This is a genomic window from Streptomyces sp. NPDC104309, from assembly GCF_055584025.1.
The window spans coordinates 1-16,746 of record NZ_JBVJMV010000020.1 but is presented as its reverse complement, the minus strand read 5'-3'; the positions used below and the strand labels follow the sequence as shown (position 1 = coordinate 16,746).

Annotated in this window: 12 protein-coding genes and 1 pseudogene; 6 read left to right on the top strand and 7 right to left on the bottom strand. The window is 68.3% G+C overall.

Annotated features, from left to right (window positions below; genetic code table 11):
• Positions 1-22: 22 nt before the first annotated feature.
• Both ACZ68L_RS26905 and ACZ68L_RS26900 read right to left on the bottom strand, forming a co-directional pair.
• Positions 23-1,816, bottom strand: coding sequence for an amino acid adenylation domain-containing protein (locus ACZ68L_RS26905; protein ID WP_469581308.1), 1,794 nt, complete (start codon positions 1,814-1,816; stop codon positions 23-25).
• Entirely contained in the window at positions 1,813-3,408 is a 1,596-nt protein-coding gene (locus ACZ68L_RS26900) for a condensation domain-containing protein (RefSeq protein ID WP_469581305.1), read from the bottom strand. The genes ACZ68L_RS26905 and ACZ68L_RS26900 overlap by 4 nt, the downstream gene beginning before the upstream one ends.
• A 404-nt stretch (positions 3,409-3,812) precedes the next feature.
• On the opposite strand from ACZ68L_RS26900, the gene ACZ68L_RS26895 reads away from it, so the two are divergent.
• Together ACZ68L_RS26895 and ACZ68L_RS26890 are read left to right on the top strand one after the other, a co-directional pair.
• Entirely contained in the window at positions 3,813-4,976 is a 1,164-nt protein-coding gene (locus ACZ68L_RS26895) for a hypothetical protein (RefSeq protein ID WP_469581300.1), read from the top strand.
• Positions 4,973-5,656 (top strand): HAD family hydrolase, encoded by a 684-nt coding sequence (locus tag ACZ68L_RS26890; protein WP_469581297.1) that lies wholly within the window; start codon positions 4,973-4,975, stop codon positions 5,654-5,656. Before ACZ68L_RS26895 ends, ACZ68L_RS26890 begins: the two co-directional genes overlap by 4 nt.
• A gap of 581 nt (positions 5,657-6,237) precedes the next feature.
• Here the strand turns inward: ACZ68L_RS26890 and ACZ68L_RS26885 are convergent.
• From ACZ68L_RS26885 to ACZ68L_RS26875, 3 genes and pseudogenes are all read right to left on the bottom strand, one after another.
• On the bottom strand, positions 6,238-8,331 hold the full coding sequence (locus tag ACZ68L_RS26885; RefSeq protein ID WP_469581294.1) for a DUF6351 family protein: 2,094 nt from the start codon (positions 8,329-8,331) through the stop codon (positions 6,238-6,240).
• Between the two features lie 282 nt (positions 8,332-8,613).
• Positions 8,614-8,736 carry a hypothetical protein gene (locus ACZ68L_RS26880; RefSeq protein WP_469581292.1) on the bottom strand — a complete coding sequence of 41 codons (123 nt, stop codon included), beginning with the start codon at positions 8,734-8,736 and terminating at the stop codon, positions 8,614-8,616.
• A gap of 46 nt (positions 8,737-8,782) precedes the next feature.
• A pseudogene (locus ACZ68L_RS26875) lies at positions 8,783-9,007 on the bottom strand (galactonate dehydratase); the annotation flags it as partial.
• A gap of 350 nt (positions 9,008-9,357) precedes the next feature.
• Here ACZ68L_RS26875 and ACZ68L_RS26870 point away from each other — a divergent pair.
• The 4 genes from ACZ68L_RS26870 to ACZ68L_RS26855 all read left to right on the top strand — a co-directional run bounded on the left by ACZ68L_RS26870 (position 9,358) and on the right by ACZ68L_RS26855 (position 15,044).
• Entirely contained in the window at positions 9,358-10,161 is an 804-nt protein-coding gene (locus ACZ68L_RS26870; RefSeq protein ID WP_469581289.1) for a LacI family DNA-binding transcriptional regulator, read from the top strand.
• A gap of 2 nt (positions 10,162-10,163) precedes the next feature.
• Positions 10,164-10,337: a hypothetical protein gene (locus ACZ68L_RS26865; protein ID WP_469581286.1), complete on the top strand. Its 174-nt coding sequence runs from the start codon at positions 10,164-10,166 to the stop codon at positions 10,335-10,337.
• A gap of 529 nt (positions 10,338-10,866) precedes the next feature.
• Positions 10,867-11,283: a hypothetical protein gene (locus tag ACZ68L_RS26860; RefSeq protein WP_469581283.1), complete on the top strand. Its 417-nt coding sequence runs from the start codon at positions 10,867-10,869 to the stop codon at positions 11,281-11,283.
• Positions 11,280-15,044 (top strand): caspase, EACC1-associated type, encoded by a 3,765-nt coding sequence (locus ACZ68L_RS26855; protein WP_469581280.1) that lies wholly within the window; start codon positions 11,280-11,282, stop codon positions 15,042-15,044. Before ACZ68L_RS26860 ends, ACZ68L_RS26855 begins: the two co-directional genes overlap by 4 nt.
• 38 nt (positions 15,045-15,082) lie before the next feature.
• Here ACZ68L_RS26855 and ACZ68L_RS26850 read toward each other — a convergent pair whose 3' ends face one another.
• Together ACZ68L_RS26850 and ACZ68L_RS26845 are read right to left on the bottom strand one after the other, a co-directional pair.
• Positions 15,083-15,688 (bottom strand): restriction endonuclease, encoded by a 606-nt coding sequence (locus ACZ68L_RS26850; protein WP_469581277.1) that lies wholly within the window; start codon positions 15,686-15,688, stop codon positions 15,083-15,085.
• 476 nt (positions 15,689-16,164) lie between these two features.
• Complete coding sequence (locus ACZ68L_RS26845; protein WP_469581274.1) at positions 16,165-16,452, bottom strand: transposase; 288 nt, start codon at positions 16,450-16,452, stop codon at positions 16,165-16,167.
• Positions 16,453-16,746 lie beyond the last annotated feature (294 nt).

Below are 16,746 nucleotides of genomic sequence, written 5' to 3'. Positions count from 1 at the left end.
CCGTGCGGGCGGAGGGGTCGGGTCAAGCCGGTCGCCCGCCGAGTTGTTCGGCGAGCAGGCCAACGGTCGGGGCGTCGAAGAGCGAACGCAGCGAGATGGTGAGCCCGTGCCGTTCCTGGGCCAGCCCGATCGCCCGGACGGCAAGCATGGAGTGGCCGCCGAGGTCGAAGAAGTCGTCGTCAAGGCCGACCTCGGCCACGCCGAGCACTTCGGCCCAGACCTCCGCCAGTTGCTGCTGGACCGGGCTGCGCGGCTGCACCATCGGCGAGGACAGCGCCGGGCGCTGCGAGCCGGGTGCCGGTAGCGCCGCCCGGTCCACCTTGCCGTTGACGGTCAGCGGCAGCCGATCGAGCGTGACGAACACGCCCGGCAGCATGTACTCGGGAAGGATGCGGGCCAGGTGGGCACGCAGCTCGTCCGCCGCAACCGCGACCGCGTCCGTAGTCGCCACGTACGCGATCAGCCGCGCCTCGGCTTCGTCCCGCTGGTCAAGAACAACGACCGCCTCCTTGACGGCGGCGTGCCCGCAGAGTGCGGCATCGATTTCGCCGAGCTCGATGCGGTATCCCCGGAGCTTCACTTGATGGTCCAGGCGGCCCAGATACTGCAGTTCACCGTCCGGGCGTACCAGGCAGCCGTCGCCGGAGCGGTAGAGCCGGTCGCCGGACCCTGAGGGATCGGGCACGAATCGGGCGTCGGTGAGGTCGGGTCGTCCGGCGTACCCGCGGGCCACACCGGCCCCGCCGACGTACAGTTCCCCCGGTGTGCCCGCGGCCACGGGCCGGCCGTCCTCGTCGAGGACGCAGGCCGTCCACCCGGCCAACGGCACGCCGATCAGGCTCACATCGGGTTCTGCGAGGTCCGCTGTGGTCATCCGCCGCCAGGTGGAGTGGACCGTGGTCTCGGTGATCCCGTACATGTTCACCAGTGCGGGCTGCTCGTCGCCGTGGCGCCGCAACCACGGCCGCAGCATGGTCGGCGTCAACGATTCGCCGGCGAAGACGACCCAGCGCAGGGCCGGCAGCGCAGCCGCGTCAGTGTCCTCCTCGTACCGCGACAGCTGACGAAACGCCGCCGGCGTGAGGTTCAGGACAGTGACGTTCTCGTGACGCAGCAGCTCGTGCAGCGCCTGCGGCGATCGGCGGCGCTCCTCGTCGACGATCACGAGCCGGGCGCCGTGCAGCAGCGCGCCCCACATCTCCCACACCGACACGTCGAAGGCGAGGGAGGCAAACAGCGTCCACACGTCGTCGGCCCTGAAGCCGAACCGGTCCGTGGTGCGGCCGAGCAGGGCCGTGACGTTGGCATGCTCGATCAGGACGCCCTTCGGCACTCCGGTCGAACCACTGGTGTAGATCACGTACGCGAGCTGGCCGGGCCCCACCCCCGTGTCGGGCACCGGCGTGTCCCGGCCTGCTCCGACGGCCGCGATGTCGAGGACGGGCAGCGTTCCCGACGTCCGTTCGGGCTCGTCGGTGACGAGCAGCCGCGCGCCGGAGTCGGCGCAGACGAAGGCCAGTCGGTCGGCGGGGTGGGCGGGGTCGAGCGGAACGTAGGCGCCTCCGGCCTTGAGTACGCCCAGCATGGCGATGATCGCCTCCGGTGAGCGGCGCACGCGCACAGCGACAGGCACGTCGGGTCCGACGCCCTCCTCGCGCAGGCGATGGGCCAGGGCATTGCCTCGCCGGTCGAGCTCGCGATAGGTGACGTGCCGCCCGTCATGCGTCACGGCGACGGCGTCCGGGCGCGCCTGCGCCTGACGCGCGAACAGGTCGTGCAGACAGCCTCTCCACTCCGACTCTGCTGGCACGGTCATGACACCTCCCGATCGAGGCCGGCGGAACGCTCGCGCGTGCACCGCGCGGCGGTTTCGAAACCGCTCGACGCCGACAGGTCGACCGCAGCGTCCGGATCCTGGACGAGCGACCGCAGCGTGTCCTCGTACGCGCTCAGCACCGCTGCGGCGGTCCGGGACGCGTAGACGTCGGTGTCGTACTCGAGCTCGAGCCGCAGGTCGGCGCCGCGGCCGATGACGTACAGGCTGAGGTCGTACTTGGCCGTTCCCGGCGGACTGGAGGCGGCCGGTGCGGCGTCGGCCAGCCCCGGGAACGGCACCAGCGGTGGGTTCGGCTGATAGGAGAAGAGGACGTTCACCAGCGGGGCGGCTCGGCGGCCCCGTGTCCGGGCGAGACGGTCGAAGGGCACGTCCTGCGCGTCCAGCGCCTGCCAGGCCGCCTCGCTGACGTGCGCGACGAGTTCGGCACCCGAGGAGGAGCCGTTGAGGCGGACGACGACCGGGACCACGTTCACGAAGCAGCCGACGATGTCGTGCCACTCGGCGCGGACGCGACCCGAGGCCGGCGTGCCGACGACGATCTCCTGCTGCCCGCTCGCCCGGCCGAGCACCGTCACGAAGGCTGCCATCAGCACGGCGAACGGTGTCACCCGGCCCTGCCGGGCCAGCCGCCGCACCGCGGCGACACCGGCTGCGTCCAAGCTCCCGTGCACCGCGGCGCCGGCGAAACGCGCAGAACGCGGACGGGGTAGATCCGTGGGCAGCGCGAGGGACAGGACCTTCTCAAGGACCGCGCTCCTGTCGGCGACAGCGCGGTCGACCGCCGCCGACCTCGCCGGAGAGGACTCCCACTGCGCCACGTCGGTGTACGCGCACTCCGGTGGTACGACGGGCTCGGCCGCGCCCCGCACGTGTACCGCATATCGCGCCCCGAGATCGCACACGAGGATGTTCACCGTGATCCAGTCGACGGCGATGTGGTGAAACGTTCCGATCAGCGTGAGACGGCCGGCGCCGCGACGCGCCATCACCAGGCGGACGGGCGGATCGCGGTGCAGGTGGAAAGGGAGGGCCGCCTGGTGCACGGCGAGGCGCTCGAGCGCGGCGTCCGGGTCCGTGGCCCGGGCCAGATCGACCACGGGAATCGGCGGTAACGCGGACGGTGTGCGGACCTCTGCCAGCGGAATGCCGGACTCGACGGGGTAGACGGTGCGCAGGATCTCGTGCGTCGCCCACACGTCCGCCAGCGCGGCCCGCAGAGCGGCCTCATCAAGTGGACCGGTGAGCTCCAGCCGGACCGGCACGTTATAGAGCACGCGGTCGCCCGCGAACTGCTGCATGAACCAGATCCGTTGTTGCGCCGACGACAGCGGGGCGCGGTCGGCATCGCCGTGCGGCACGTCGGCCACCGGGCCCGTCAAGGCGCCTTGGATCAGGGCACACAGTTTCGGGACGGAGCGCACGCCGCTCACTTCTAACGGGGTGAGCCGCAGGCCGAACAGAGCGTTGACCTCGTGCGCGATCCGGGCGGCGTCGCCGGGACCCGCATCCGCGGGCCATCCACCGCAGATGGCTCCGACCTCTTCCAGCAGATAGCCGGAGACAGCCGTCATCGATCGGTCCATCGCGATTCCCCCCGGTGCCTGGACGGCCCGAACTTTTGCACACCCACGACCGGAGGTCAAGGCACCGATACAGGGAAGAAGCCGATTCCCGCAAGACGTCGCGTTGATAATTCGGCATTGACATGGGCCGCACGAAGGCAGTAAATGTCGGCCTCCATGAACGGGACACACAACGGCCCCGCTACGGCTATGCTGAGCGCCGCGCCGATCCTCATACGAGCTCCACAGTCAGCGAACCTGCCTTACTGAAGCGACAGAACCGCCGCTAAATGGAGCCTTTACACAGGCATCCGGGAAGCAAATTCATTCGCTCGTTTCCACACCCATGAAATGAATTCTCGGCAGCCCTTTTCCGTGACGCCTTTGGCAATCATCCGGAGGATTCCTTGACGATGAACCACGACGCAGGAACGACGCGAGTACTGATCATCGGCCCAGGTGATCTGGGCCAACGCCTCCTGCACATGCTGGTCAGCGAACACGGCTCCCCCTACAAGGTCGTCATCTCCGCCCGTTCCGGAGAACGCGCTCTGCGATTCGCCAACCTGGCGCAGTACACGGCCGCGAATCTGGGCTGCCTCACCTCGGTGGGCAGCGCGGAGATCGATCTCAAGGACGTGGACCGCACCGCAGAGACCATCGCCCGGATCCAGCCCGACATCGTCGTCAACGCCGCCTCCCTGCAAGCGGCCCGAGAGATCCTCGCGCTGCCGGACAAAACGTTCCGCGAACTCGACGAGGCCCAGCTCGGCCCGTGGCTGCCCATGCACTTGGCCTTGAACCACCGTCTGATGCTCGCACTGCGCCGAGCCGGCTCCACCGCCATCGCCGTCAACACCGCCTACCCAGACGCGGTCGGCCCCGCCCTGGCGTCCATCGGCATGGCACCACACATCGGCATCGGCAACGTCGGCAACATCGTCCCCGCACTCACCTACGCAGCCGCTCTCGACCTGGACCGCGATCCAGCGAGCCTGACGATGCGCGTGGTGGCCCATCACTATTTCAGCCACCATGTACACCGATTCGGTGAGGCCGACGGCGTTCCGTTCGTGCTCGAGGTATCCGACTCGGCCACCGGCGACACCCTCCGACCACGACCGGAGCGCATGTTCGCCCATCTGACGGGGCCGCTGAAGCGGCAGGGCGGAACGAGAGGCCAGCAACTGACCTCGGCGTCGGCCCTGCAAGTCATCCGGGCGCTCACATCCCCCGAAGAACGCCGCCTCCATGCCCCGGCCCCGCATGGCCGCGTAGGGGGCTATCCCGTCGCCGTGTCCGCGACCGGCATCCGGCTCGACCTGCCGCCCGGACTGACCGAGCAGGCGGCCATGGCCGTCAACGAGGAATGCCAGCGCATCGACGGCATCGATGCCATCCACCCGGGTGGCAGGATCGTCTTCACCAAGGAGAACATGTCCACCATGCAGCGCCTGCTCGGCTACGAATACCCGGAGATGATGGTCGAGGATGCCCTACCGCTCGCACGTGAACTAACCGTCAAGTACGGCGAGTTCACCGCGCGTCAGGCACGGATGGACGCGGTGGCCCGATGACTCCGAAAGTCGTCTTCTTCGACCTCGACGGAGTCCTGGTCGACAGTCAGGGCGCCGAGAACGACGCCCTGCTCCACCTGGCCCGCCTCATCGGGGCTCCCATCACGCCGGCCGACGCCGAGCTGCTGTTCACCGGACGTCGCGTCCAGGAGAGCGTCGACCACCTGGCCCGCTACGCGACGATGCCCATGCCACCGGATCCGGTCGGTATCGTCCGCACCCGATGCGAGGAGCTGATCGCCGGGCGGCTGCGTGCCGTGCCCGGCGTCGAATCGGCGCTACGCGCGATCACGCTGCCCACCTACGTGGTGTCGAACTCGCCGCTGCAGATGATCCGCGATCGACTGCACATGACCGGGCTCGACGGCTACTTCAGCGACACGCATTTCTCGGCCTACGAACTGAAGCTGTGGAAGCCCGACCCACGCCTGTACGCGATGGCCGCCGAGTCGGTATCGATCGATCCGGCGGACGTGCTGGTGGTCGAGGACAGCCGGGTGGGAGTCGAGGCCGCGGCGTCCGCGGGCATGCGGGTCCTGTGGTACCAACCACGCCCGCATCCCGACGAGACGGGCATTCCGGGTGCTCGGATACTTGCCGACATGGGCGACCTCGCGAAGGTCGCCCCGACCTGGACCAAGCTTCGGGATACGCATCGCACGGCACCTGTCGCCCGGTGAGCCCGCGCCGCGTAGCGTCCTGGAGGCGGGCCGCCCTGGCGCCGCGGCCCACACCTGGACACGAGATCCCGGCAGCACAGCCTCCTCCGCGATCACATGTGGGTCCGTGCCATGCAATTTTCTGTCCATTCGCGCACGCATGGTACGGAGAATTGACGGCACGTTCTCGGGAGCGTCTCGGTCAGCCGAGGAAGCTCAGCCGCACCTGACGGTCCGTATGGTCAACGTTCGTGTCCGCCAACCTCCATTGAGGCAACCGGCAGCGTACCGAGAGCGAAATATCAGCGCGATGCGCTGTCGAAGAGATGCCCGAGAAACACGCTCGGGCGCTTGGGCCCATGCGACTGCCGCGATCCGGCAGTCCAGTCACCAGCCGGATGGAGACGAAGCATCCGCACTGCCCAACCTCAAAGGCGACATCCCTCCCTCCCCCCGGCGGCAATGAGGGGAAGAGAGGGGGACGACGCTTCAGCGGCCCGGAAACCGGTGCCGACCTGGGCCGACGCGGGAGCTCCACCACCACTCGCACCCGAGCGAGAGGTCGCACTGCCCCCGGCTCCGGCTCACTTGCCGCGCTCCTGTCACTTCCGGTCGAAGGAGAGCCATGTACCGGCGAGGCCCTGCTGACCCGCCCCGGGCCTGGACCAGTCGCAGACACCGTTCCGGAAGATCACCCTCAGTTCCTTGAGCTGACCATCAGTCACCGGCACTCGGTAGTCGGAGCGGATCACGGGACGCTTGCGGCACTTGACGATGTCGTTGGCCACATCGGCTCCGGCGACCATCCGCGGCGATGTCCACACCGGGTAGAGGGTGTTGCACTCGGTGTTGTCGATGCCCTCGACCTGGGGCTCCGCGATCTTCTTCGCACCGATGCCGCGGGTCCAGCAGGCGTCCGTGAGACCCTGCGGCTTGTGGCGGACGATCTTCTCGATGGGGGCGTCGTTGCCGGAGTCTCCCTTGATGCCGGTGAGCCACTGGTCCATGTCGGACAGCATCCCGGCGAGAGTGAATCCGTGCCCGTTGGAACGGGTGAGCATGACCTGGTTGGCGTGGGTGCCGTTGGCCTTGTCCAAGCGCGCCCGGGTGGAGAAGGAGTGGAAGCGCATGTGCATGTCGCCGGCCGACGCGTCGTCCGTGTAGTCGCGGTAGTCGATGATCGGAACGTCGGCGAGGCCGGCACCGCCGTTCAGCATGCGGCCCGTGCGGTAGGCCGTCCGTACCGCCTTGAGATCGGCGACGGTGCGCTCCGTGGTGGGCTTGGCGTCGTCGTCGAGGCCGCCGATGCGCCGGTTCAGGTCGATGAACTGGTCCATGTCGATGGTCCCCTTGTTCAGGGCCTCAAGTCCGTACTGGATACCGGTGTTGTCGAGTGGCCTGCGCGCCTTCCCCGTCCCCGGTACCTCGCCGTAGACGTTCACGGTGTGGCTGTAGACGTCACAGCGGGCACCGTCCGGGTTGGTGTCGGGGTCATAGCGCTGTCCCTCGGGCAGCTGGGGCGGGCAGAACACCGTGGGGTCGATGCGGCCGGCGGCCCTGGCCAGGCTGCCGATGCTCTCCCACTTCCCGAACCCGGAGACCGCCCTCTGCTGCTCCTTGGTGAAAGCTTCCGGCGCGACGTCCTTGAAGTAGTGGTTCAGGAGCTGGGCGTCGCTGAGCGTCTGAATCGTCCCGAAGCCGACGTCGGGGAAGCTGCAGCCGGAGAGGATGCCGTCCAGCAGACCCGGGTAGTTGTCGGCGATCTGGTGGGTCTGGTACGAGCCGCCGGAGCAGCCGTTCCCGATGGTGAAGGCCGGGTCGCCGTACGTCTCCACGAAGCGTTCCTTGACCATGCTCATGGTCTCGGCGGCCAGCAGGTCGTTGCAGTTGTTGCCGAAGACGTTCAGCGTGGACGATGCGACGCCGTAGCCCTTGCTCAGATACGTGTCGTTCATGATGCCGACGGTGTTGCGGCCCTGGACGTACCAGCCGCCGTTACAGCCCCCGCCGAAGCCGTACACGAGGCGCCCGTTCCAGCCCGGCCCACGCTGCAGCGGGTCGGGAGTGCCGGACATCGGGTCGTGCAGCACGGCCGTCTCGTAGATGCCGCGGTTGATGGTGCCGGTCTCTACGCGGACGATGTACGGCACCTGCTCGCCCGCGCTCGTCGTGGCGGTCGCCAGGTCAGCGGGACGGACGTTCTCGTCGGGCAACGGAACGAACTTGCCGGCCGTGGTGCGATACATGTAATCGACGCGGGTCCTGACCGAGCAGTCCTCGTCGATCGGCTGCCCGAGGGTGCCGCCGGTGACGGTCTTGAACTCGGCGGTGTCACAGACGAACGGCTGCTCGTGCGGCCCGGCGAACACCGGCCCCGTGATGGGATGGTTCTTCAGGGTCAGTTGTCCGGAGCCCGCGCCCTGAGCCCTGGCCGTGAGCCTGTTGTCGCCCTTGGACAGCTCCTTCACCACGCCCATCAGCGCGTTGTCGCCGGAGGGCCGGAAGCTCGAGGTCACATCCCGGCCTTCCACCTCGACCCGGACATTGTCGGCCGCTATGGAGGCGGGCACCTCGACACGTATCAGGGCGTCGTCTCCCGACACCGTGCCGGGCCGCGACGACACGGCCGTCACCCGCAGATTCTCGCGTTCCTGGCTGCCGGCCGGCGTCGCCGACGCGCCTACCAGCACGCCCATGAACGCTATACCGACAAGACCCAGTTCTACCGGCCTCGCGGCCCTTCTGAACAACACGACGGAACTCGCCTCACTTCCTGGAGTCGAAAATTGGTGCTCAATGTGCGGACGCGGGCCACGGGCCCGCCAGAACGGTGATGCGAATGTCCCGTTGTCCTGGTGTGCAGCTTCCTCGCCAGTAGCCGGAAGAGGCCCGCTCCCCGTCCGGTACCGGATGGGACAAGGGTGGTGCGCTGCCGATTCCGCGGGAGCGGGCCCGCGCGGCCGACCGGCCCTGCCCGGCTACCAGTTGGTGAACGCCCCGTCCGCCGTGCGCAAGTGCGTGCGCTCTGCCGCCGCGACCTGATGCCGGCGCGCCGCCTGCCGGTCGATGTCGACTCCGGTCGTGGTAACCGTCGCCGACATGCACATAGGCGGGTACGTGATCACGCACCCGGCCGCCGAGGAGCTCATGCACCGGCACGCCGAGCGCCTTGCCGCGGATGCCCCAAAGGGCCACGTCCACCGCTGCGATGGCAGCGCCGAGTATGCGGTCGGCGGGGAAGAACCCGCGCCGGAACATCACCTGCCAGAGGTGCTCGATCCGTCGCGGGTCCTCGCCGACGATCAGCTCCGCAAGGCGCTCGAGAGCGCCCGCGACCGCCCGTCGGCGGGACCTGATGCCGACCTCGCCCAGGGCCGTGGATGCCTTCGTCGATGTCGACCACGACCAGCATCATGCTGCCGCCGTGGTCGGGAAGAGTCAGCACCTCCAGGCCGGTGATCTTCATTCCACTCCTCTATGAAAACGTTCCCGCAACTTCAGTACGTTCTTGAGAACACATCATCAGCAGCAGTCGAGTTGAAGCGCAAGACCCGCGCATCCAGCAGGTTTTCCTCGATGAAATAGTCCTGACACACGTCTTGACACATCATGGGAACGTTCGCAAACATCAACCGCATTCGCAGGATCCAGATGCGAGACGACCGGGGTCCCCCGGCTCAAGGCGACGAGGAGGCCGTCCCTGGCAGTCACGATCCCGGGAGATGGCGAGCGCCGCGGGTCTCTCGGTTTCGACGGTCTCCCGCGCGTTCACCGCACCCGACCAGGTGCAGCCGATGACCCGGCAGCGCATCCTCGACGCCGCGGCCGAGCTCGGCTACTGCCCCAACCCGGCGACCCGTTCACTGCGCGGCGGCGGCACCGGAACGCTTCGTCTGATCGTCCCGGACATCGCCAACCCGTTCTTCCCGCCGACCATCAAGGCGATGCAGGCCCGCGCACGACGCCTGGGCTACACGGTCCTGGTCTCCGACAGCGACGAGCGCGAGGCGGATGAGCTGGCCACCATCGCGGCCGTGTCGAAGCGGGTCGACGGCCTGATCCTCTGGGCCTCCACCCTCACCGAGAACCGGCTCCATGAACTCGCGGACCAGATGCCGCTGGTCGTGGTGAACCGTCATGTGCCGGGCATCCCCGAAGTCCGGATCTCACTGTCCGCCGGCAACGCGCAGGCCGCCGAGCACTTGAAGGCGTACGGCCATCGGCGCCGCGTCTTCATCAACGCGTCCCGCGCCGAGCTGATCCGCGGCAAGTCTATCCAGGAGTCCATCGAGGCGCTCGACCTCTCTTTGTCCGAACTCGGCCCGTACGAAACGCGGTTCGAGACAGGCGTGCACGCTGCGACCCTCGTCGCCGCCCATGACGCGTTGGCCGTGATCGCCCACAACGACCTGGTCGCCCTCAGCATGCTGCACCAGATGGCCAACCTCGGCGTGAGCGTGCCGCGCGACGTCAGCGTCATCGGCATGGACGACACGCCGCTCGCCTCCGTATCCCCCCCAGCCTGACCATGATCAGGATCGACCCCGAGGAGATCGCCACGCATGCGGGGGACCTCCTGATCGAGACGATCGCAAAAACAACAGGCCGCCGTGGTACCGGAGTTGACATCGGTTCCCCCTTCGTGGAGATCGGCTCCCGCCTGATCCCCCGCGCCTCGACGGGCCCCTCACCCACCCACTGATCCACCGGCCGCCGCGGCGACGCCCCCGTCGGCCCGTGAGCTGACAGCAGCCGGCGGCGAGTCGGCCATCAGGACTCTATCCCTCAAGCCGATCGCCTCTCGCGGGTTCTCGCTCAGCGGCCTTCCCGTCGTTGTGCATTGCGCTGTGCCTGGGGCGGCTCATCGCCCCGCAGCACAGCAAGCACCAAACTGCGCTGCCCACGAAAACTCCGGATGACCTGTTGGCGGACCAGGTCCGTGCTCGTACCCGTGGTTCCGATCTGACCGGTCTCCACGAGTCGCGTGAACATTGTGTTGTCCAGATAGCCGGGAACGTTCTTGTAACCAAAGCGCACGGCGTAACCCGCGGCAGGTTCAGTGTGACTGTCCCGGCCGACCGAGAGCCGCCGTCGATATGCCTGGGCCGTAAGAAGGCTGAGATGGCCGGATGCCACCCTCTCCTTTACCTCGGACTGTCACTTGCAGGCGCCCTCGTGCCAAAGTCTCTGGACGGGCCAGTTCAGCACGGAAACGGCGCAAGGAGCAGCACATGCGGGACGGGGGATCGCTGTGGACACTCGTCGTGCCCACAGGCGGTGACACACTCCGGCAGGAGCGTCTCACCCGGGATTTGCACGACACACTGCACGGGGCAGACGGTCTCGTAGTCGGCTTCCATGACGCCGAAGGGTCCACCGAACCGGGTCGCAAGGGTACGGGCGTGGGCGAGGTGGCTCTCTGGGCCGCTACCACTGCCGCTGTCGCCCGCCCGGCATCCCAGGTCCTGATCACCCTGATCAAGGAGTGGTGCGCCAAGGAGCGGCACCGCAAGGTCGTGGTCACCATCGCGGGCGACTCCGTCGAGATCACCGGACGCCCGGACGCCGCACAGGAACGCATGGTCCGCGAGTTCCGGGACGGGGTCTCCGGCAACGACGGCCCCGGACCGGATGACGGGACGGCATGACCCGCCTTCACAAGCGCCGGGCTCTTCTGATCGGCAACGAGCACTACGACGACGGCCGCTTCCCGCCGCTGGCATCCGTACGAGCCGACGTATGGGGACTCGCTCAGGTCCTGAAACACCGCAACATCGGCAACTTCGTCTCCGTCCAGACCGAATCCGGTCTCACCGCCGACGACATGCGGGCAGCCATCGGCGAGTTTCTTCAGGATCGCGACGAGGACGAGCTCGCGCTCGTGTACGTCTCCGGGCACGGCGTGCGGACAGTGCGTGACGGCGGTGAGTTCCATTTCGTCGCCAAGGACACCGACTACGACAGAGCGGCCGCGACCGGTGTCAGCGCCGGATTCCTCAATGATTCGCTGGAAGAGTGCGTCGCCCCGCAGAAGATCGTGATGATCGACTGCTGTCGCAGCGGCGGGTTCGCCATGGGTCTGCGTACTTCGGACCGACGGCCTGACAGCTCCGTGGCGAAATCCGGCGAGCAGCCCCCGCTGACCAGCAGGGGCGTGTACGTCCTGTCGTCCTCGCGGGCCGGGGAGGACTCGTTCGCGGACGCGGGCAGCGGCGATGACGTGAAGCCGTCGGCGTTCACCGGCGAGGTGATCGAGGCGCTGCGCACGGGGAAGGTCAGCAAGGACGGCGGCAGGGAAGTGCAGGTCAGCGACCTGTTCCACTACGTCAACCGGCGTATGCGCGCCCAGGACGGCGGCCGTCAGGTGCCGGTGCAGTCCACGCTCGGCGTCGACGACCGCATCGTCATCGCGGACAGTCCGTTCGGCCGCGCCCCCATCCTCGATCCCCTGAGTCCACGACCCCGCCCCGGCTCTGAGGAGCCGACACAACCGCATGCCCCGAAGTCCGCCCATGCGCAGCCCGCCTGGGCCGGCCTGCTGGACTACTACCGCGAGTGCGTGCTGGCCGAGAGCGCCGAGACGCCTCTGATGGAGGTGGGCCACCAGAACACGTCGTACGTGTGCCTGAACGGCGCGGAGAGGTTCATCTCCGGCGAGGTCGACGACGACGGTTGCGTCGCGCTCCCCGAGGAAGCGGCCTCGCTGGTGGACTCGGCGGCCGAGGAGGATGCCGAGCTCTGGGCGGGCTACCCGGCCGTGGTCCTCACCGGGCCTCGCTCCGGGCGCCCCTGGCGGCAGCCGAAGTTCGCGCCCCTGCTGGTACGCCGTGTCGAGATCGTCCAAGGCGAGGGCGAGGTGCGGCTGAAGCCGTACGGCCCGGTCCAGCCGCATCCTCAGCTGGCTCTCGACTGGCTGGGCGAGGACGAGGCCACCCAGCTGATCGACACGTTCCAGCCGTCCTGGCATCGAGGGCAGCACGACCGTATGGCGGTAGAGGTGCGCAACCTCCTCACGCAGGAGTTCGAGCTGCCGTGCGTGCAGGAACTCCGTCCGGACCAGCTCGCCGACCGTATCGACGTCCGCACGCCCGGCCACGGAGCCCGCAACACCGCGGTCCTCTTCGCGGCGCGCCAAGAGACGGGCTTCACCAAGCGCCTGCTAAACGACTTCGCCGACATCGCCAAGCGGACGGACCAGATCGGGAAGACCGCCCTCGGGGCCCTCGCGCCCGACGCCTCGCAGCGTGCCCGAGCCCTCGCCCACGCGGAACTCAAACCGGCGCGCCTCGTGACACCGCTGCCGTGCAACGAGGCACAGGCCGCGGTGCTCCGGTCCGCCATGACCCGCCGCCTCACCGTGGCCACCGGCCCGCCCGGCACCGGAAAGAGCCAGTTGGTCGCCAATCTCGTGGCCACCGCGGTCTCCGCCGGCCAGACCGTACTGGTCGCGTCCACCAACAACGAGGCCGTGGACGAGGTCTGGCGCCGCTGCGACGAGCTGGTGCCCGGCAGCGTCGTACGCACTGGTTCGGCGCGGAAGAACGCCAAGAGCAACGCCGAGCACGAGACCGCCGCGCTGCACGCACTGCGCACCGGCCCAGAGCCCTCGTCCACCGTGGGTACGGCGTCCATGGAGGCCACACTGGCTGCCGACCGTCTGGGAGAAGTACGGCAGGGCCTGGCACACATCGCGGAGACCGAGCTGCAGCTTCGCCGGGCAGGTGAGAGCCGCGACCATCATGCGGGACAGCTCGGTATCTCCGCCGCCGAGCTCCAGGGCCTGCTTGGCGATCTGCCCCGGCCTAGGGAGCTGGAGGACAAGGCGCGCAGACTCTCCCGCGCACGATTCTTCGGGTCGTGGCGCCGGGGCCGTTTCCTGCGCGGGGCCGGTCTGGAAGCGTACGACAGCGATTCCGTCGCGGGCTGCCTCGCGCTCGCCGGCTTCGCCGCGGCCGAGGCAGAATGGCATGATGGGCGCGAGCACGCGGCTTCCGTGGACGACACAGCGCTCGCGCGCGCACTGCGCGATGCCGAGAACAGGGTTCAGGACGCTTCACGCACACTCCTCGCCACCACGGTCCAAGCTGCCGCCTGGGCCGGACGCCGTCGCATTCTCGATCTGCTGGCCGCTCAGGACGGCAGTCGCAGCGACTGGCCGCAGATGCGGAGGGTTCTAGGCCACTCAGACGGCCAGACAGATACGCCCGCAGTGGCCGGATGGGCCGTCACCAGCCTCTCCGCCCGGCGTTTCCCTTTGGGCCCGGCCCTGTTCGATCTCGTCATCATCGACGAGGCCAGCCAGTGCGCGATCCCGCACGTCCTGCCGCTGCTCTTCCGCGCGCGGCGCGCCCTCGTCATCGGCGATCCCATGCAGCTCACGCACATCACGAAGACCAGCCCACACCGCGAGGCTCTCATCCGGCGTGGGAACGGGCTGCGGTCCGACTGGCTGGAGAAACACCGCCTTGCCTACCGACGCCACTCCGCCTTCCACGCCGCCGAACGCTCCGCGGGCGGCACGTTGCTTCTCGACGAGCATTTCCGCTGCCACCCGCACATCGCCGCGATCTCCAACGACCTCTTCTACGACGGCGGACTGACCGTCCTCACCGACACCCGCGGCCGCCCAGCCCTGGCGCGTCCCGCCGTCATCTGGACAGACGTACCCGGGCGGGCCGCCCGCCCCCGGTTCGGTGGCTCCTGGGTCAACGAGGACGAGATTGGAAAAGCGCACGACAGCGTCAACTACCTGCTGGGACAGCTGCCGCCCGAGACCACCCTCGGCGTCGTCACGCCCTTCACGGCGCAGGCCGAAGCGCTGCGGAAGCGGTTGAGACCATACGACGAGGAGCGTCTGCGTATCGGTACGGTGCACACCTTCCAGGGCGGTGAACGCGATGTCATGGTGTTCTCCCTCGTCGCTGGCGAAGGCATGCACCCCGGTGCCGTCGAGTGGGTCGGCGGACAACTGAACCTCTGGAACGTCGCCGTCACCCGGGCACGCAGTCACCTCATCGTGGTGGGGGACAAGGAGCGCTGGCGGAAGCGGGGAGGCGTGGCCGCCGCGCTGCTGGAGGCTGCGGAGCGCGACGGCGCGCACTCGCGTGACGGCGGCGAAGACGTGCTACTCAAACGCCTGTACCAGGTCCTCTCCCGCCAGCCGGGAGCCACCGTCACGCTGGGCGAGAACGTTCACGGGCATCCGGCGGACGCTCTGGTGCGCGGCTTCGACAGCACCGCCCCCAAGGCCGTACTGCTCGACCGAGGAGTGGAAGAGGGCACCGACGCGGCACGCCACCTGCGGCTCATGCTGCACCGCCGGAACCTGCTGGGCAGTGGTGACGGCGAAGTCGAAGCCGCTCGTTGGCCAGCCTGGAGGCTGTACGACACCAATGAGCAGCGGGGGTGAGTCTCCGGCCCCGCGCCCTGGCCCCCGGCGGGGGGCGCTCACTCTCCGTACGCCTTCCTCCAGCGCGTCCGGTGCCCAGTGTCCCCCTGTCCGCCACCGTTCACCTCGCCGAGCGACAGCAGAGAGGCTCCGCTGTTCCACAGTCCGAGGTGGTCACGGTGTACGGCGAGGATGCCGTGCTGTATCGCGAACCCTTCGGAAGGCCGGCTGAACCGCGTGGTCGTCACGAACACGGCCAGATTGGCCCCGAAGTGCACCTTGGCCCCCAGAAGGTCACGCATTTCGCGGCTCGCGATCGTCCTGGTCGGCGCGTAGCGCTTGCACTGGATCACCATGGTCCGGCCGTCTGGGAGACGGCCGACGACGTCAGCGCCGTTGTCATTCGCGCCGCCGACGCGACGTACGTCGGTGCACCCGTCCCTCCGGCACAGGGCCGCGACCTGCTCCTCGAACTCCGTACCCGTCATCGCGTCCATCTCGGCGAGTGTCCGTAGCCCGTTCTCGACCCTGCCAGCCTGCCGCCACAGGTGGTCCCGTTCGCGAACCTCCCGGTCCGTGCGCCAGAGCCACCAGGCGGCCACACCCGCGCCGCCCAGCACTAACGCGCCAACGAGATAGGGCCAGACCGCAGACCAGAACACCATCAGGAGGATGATCGCAGCGGCCCCGCCCACGGTCACTCGCTTGAGCCGGGCCGCCCTCCGCCTCCGTGCAGCCGCACCTCGTCTCCGCCGAGCCGCCATGCATGCCTCCCCTCCCCCTCGCTCCCGTCCAGCAGTCTGGTCAACAAGGCGCATCACGAGTAGGGCTCGAAGACGGCCAGTGGCCGGTTCCGGCCACCACGTATCTCGCGGGATCTGGCCGTCCCGGGCGTCATGGCGAAGCTGAGTAAGCCGGGCGGGCCGGGTGCAGGGCTCGACGACCAATGCTCAGGCCTTGTGGATCGGTCTGAGGGAAGGAGGCATACCCTTCCGATGGATCGCCCGGTACCGAAGGCGGACGCGTTTCGACTGGTGGAGCCAGGCGAAGGTCCGCTCTACCATCCACCGAATCCCACCCAGGCCGGAGACGTACGGGGCGCCACGGCTGGCGATCTTCGGGGTGATCCCGAGCTTGCGGATCAGCAGCTGGTACTTGTCATAGGTAGCCATACCTTGTGTCGGCGAACAGGCGTTTCGGCCGGCTCCGCAATCCGTGGATGCGGGGTATCACGACCAGTAGAGGCATGGGGTTGGGCGACGTCGTGCCGGTTCGCGCTGGTGAGTGACACGGCGAGCCGGATGCCGTGCCGGTCGACGATCACATGGTGCTTGCTGCCTGGCCTGCCTCGATAGACCGGCGAAGGGCCAGTGTGTGAGCCCCCTTTGAAAGCCCTGACATGGGAGCCGTCTATCGCCGCATCGTCCATGGCCACCAGACTCGTCGCTCGTTCCTCAGCCGGCAGCGACTCGTGCAGACGGGGTCAGACGCCCAGCCTCGGTCCAGTCCTACAGCCGACGCCAGGCGGTGCCCCCCGAACAGCGCACTACTCAGTTGGCGCGGCCGGGCTTCCCCTCCACAGTGCCACTGATGCGACTCACTAACCGAAGAAGCTCAACCGGACGTTGCCCTCTCTGTCAGCCTTGGGTGAGACATCCCGTTCTGCGGGGTTAGCCTGAGAGGGCACGACAGGAGAACCGTCCCTTATGCCCAGCACAGAGCC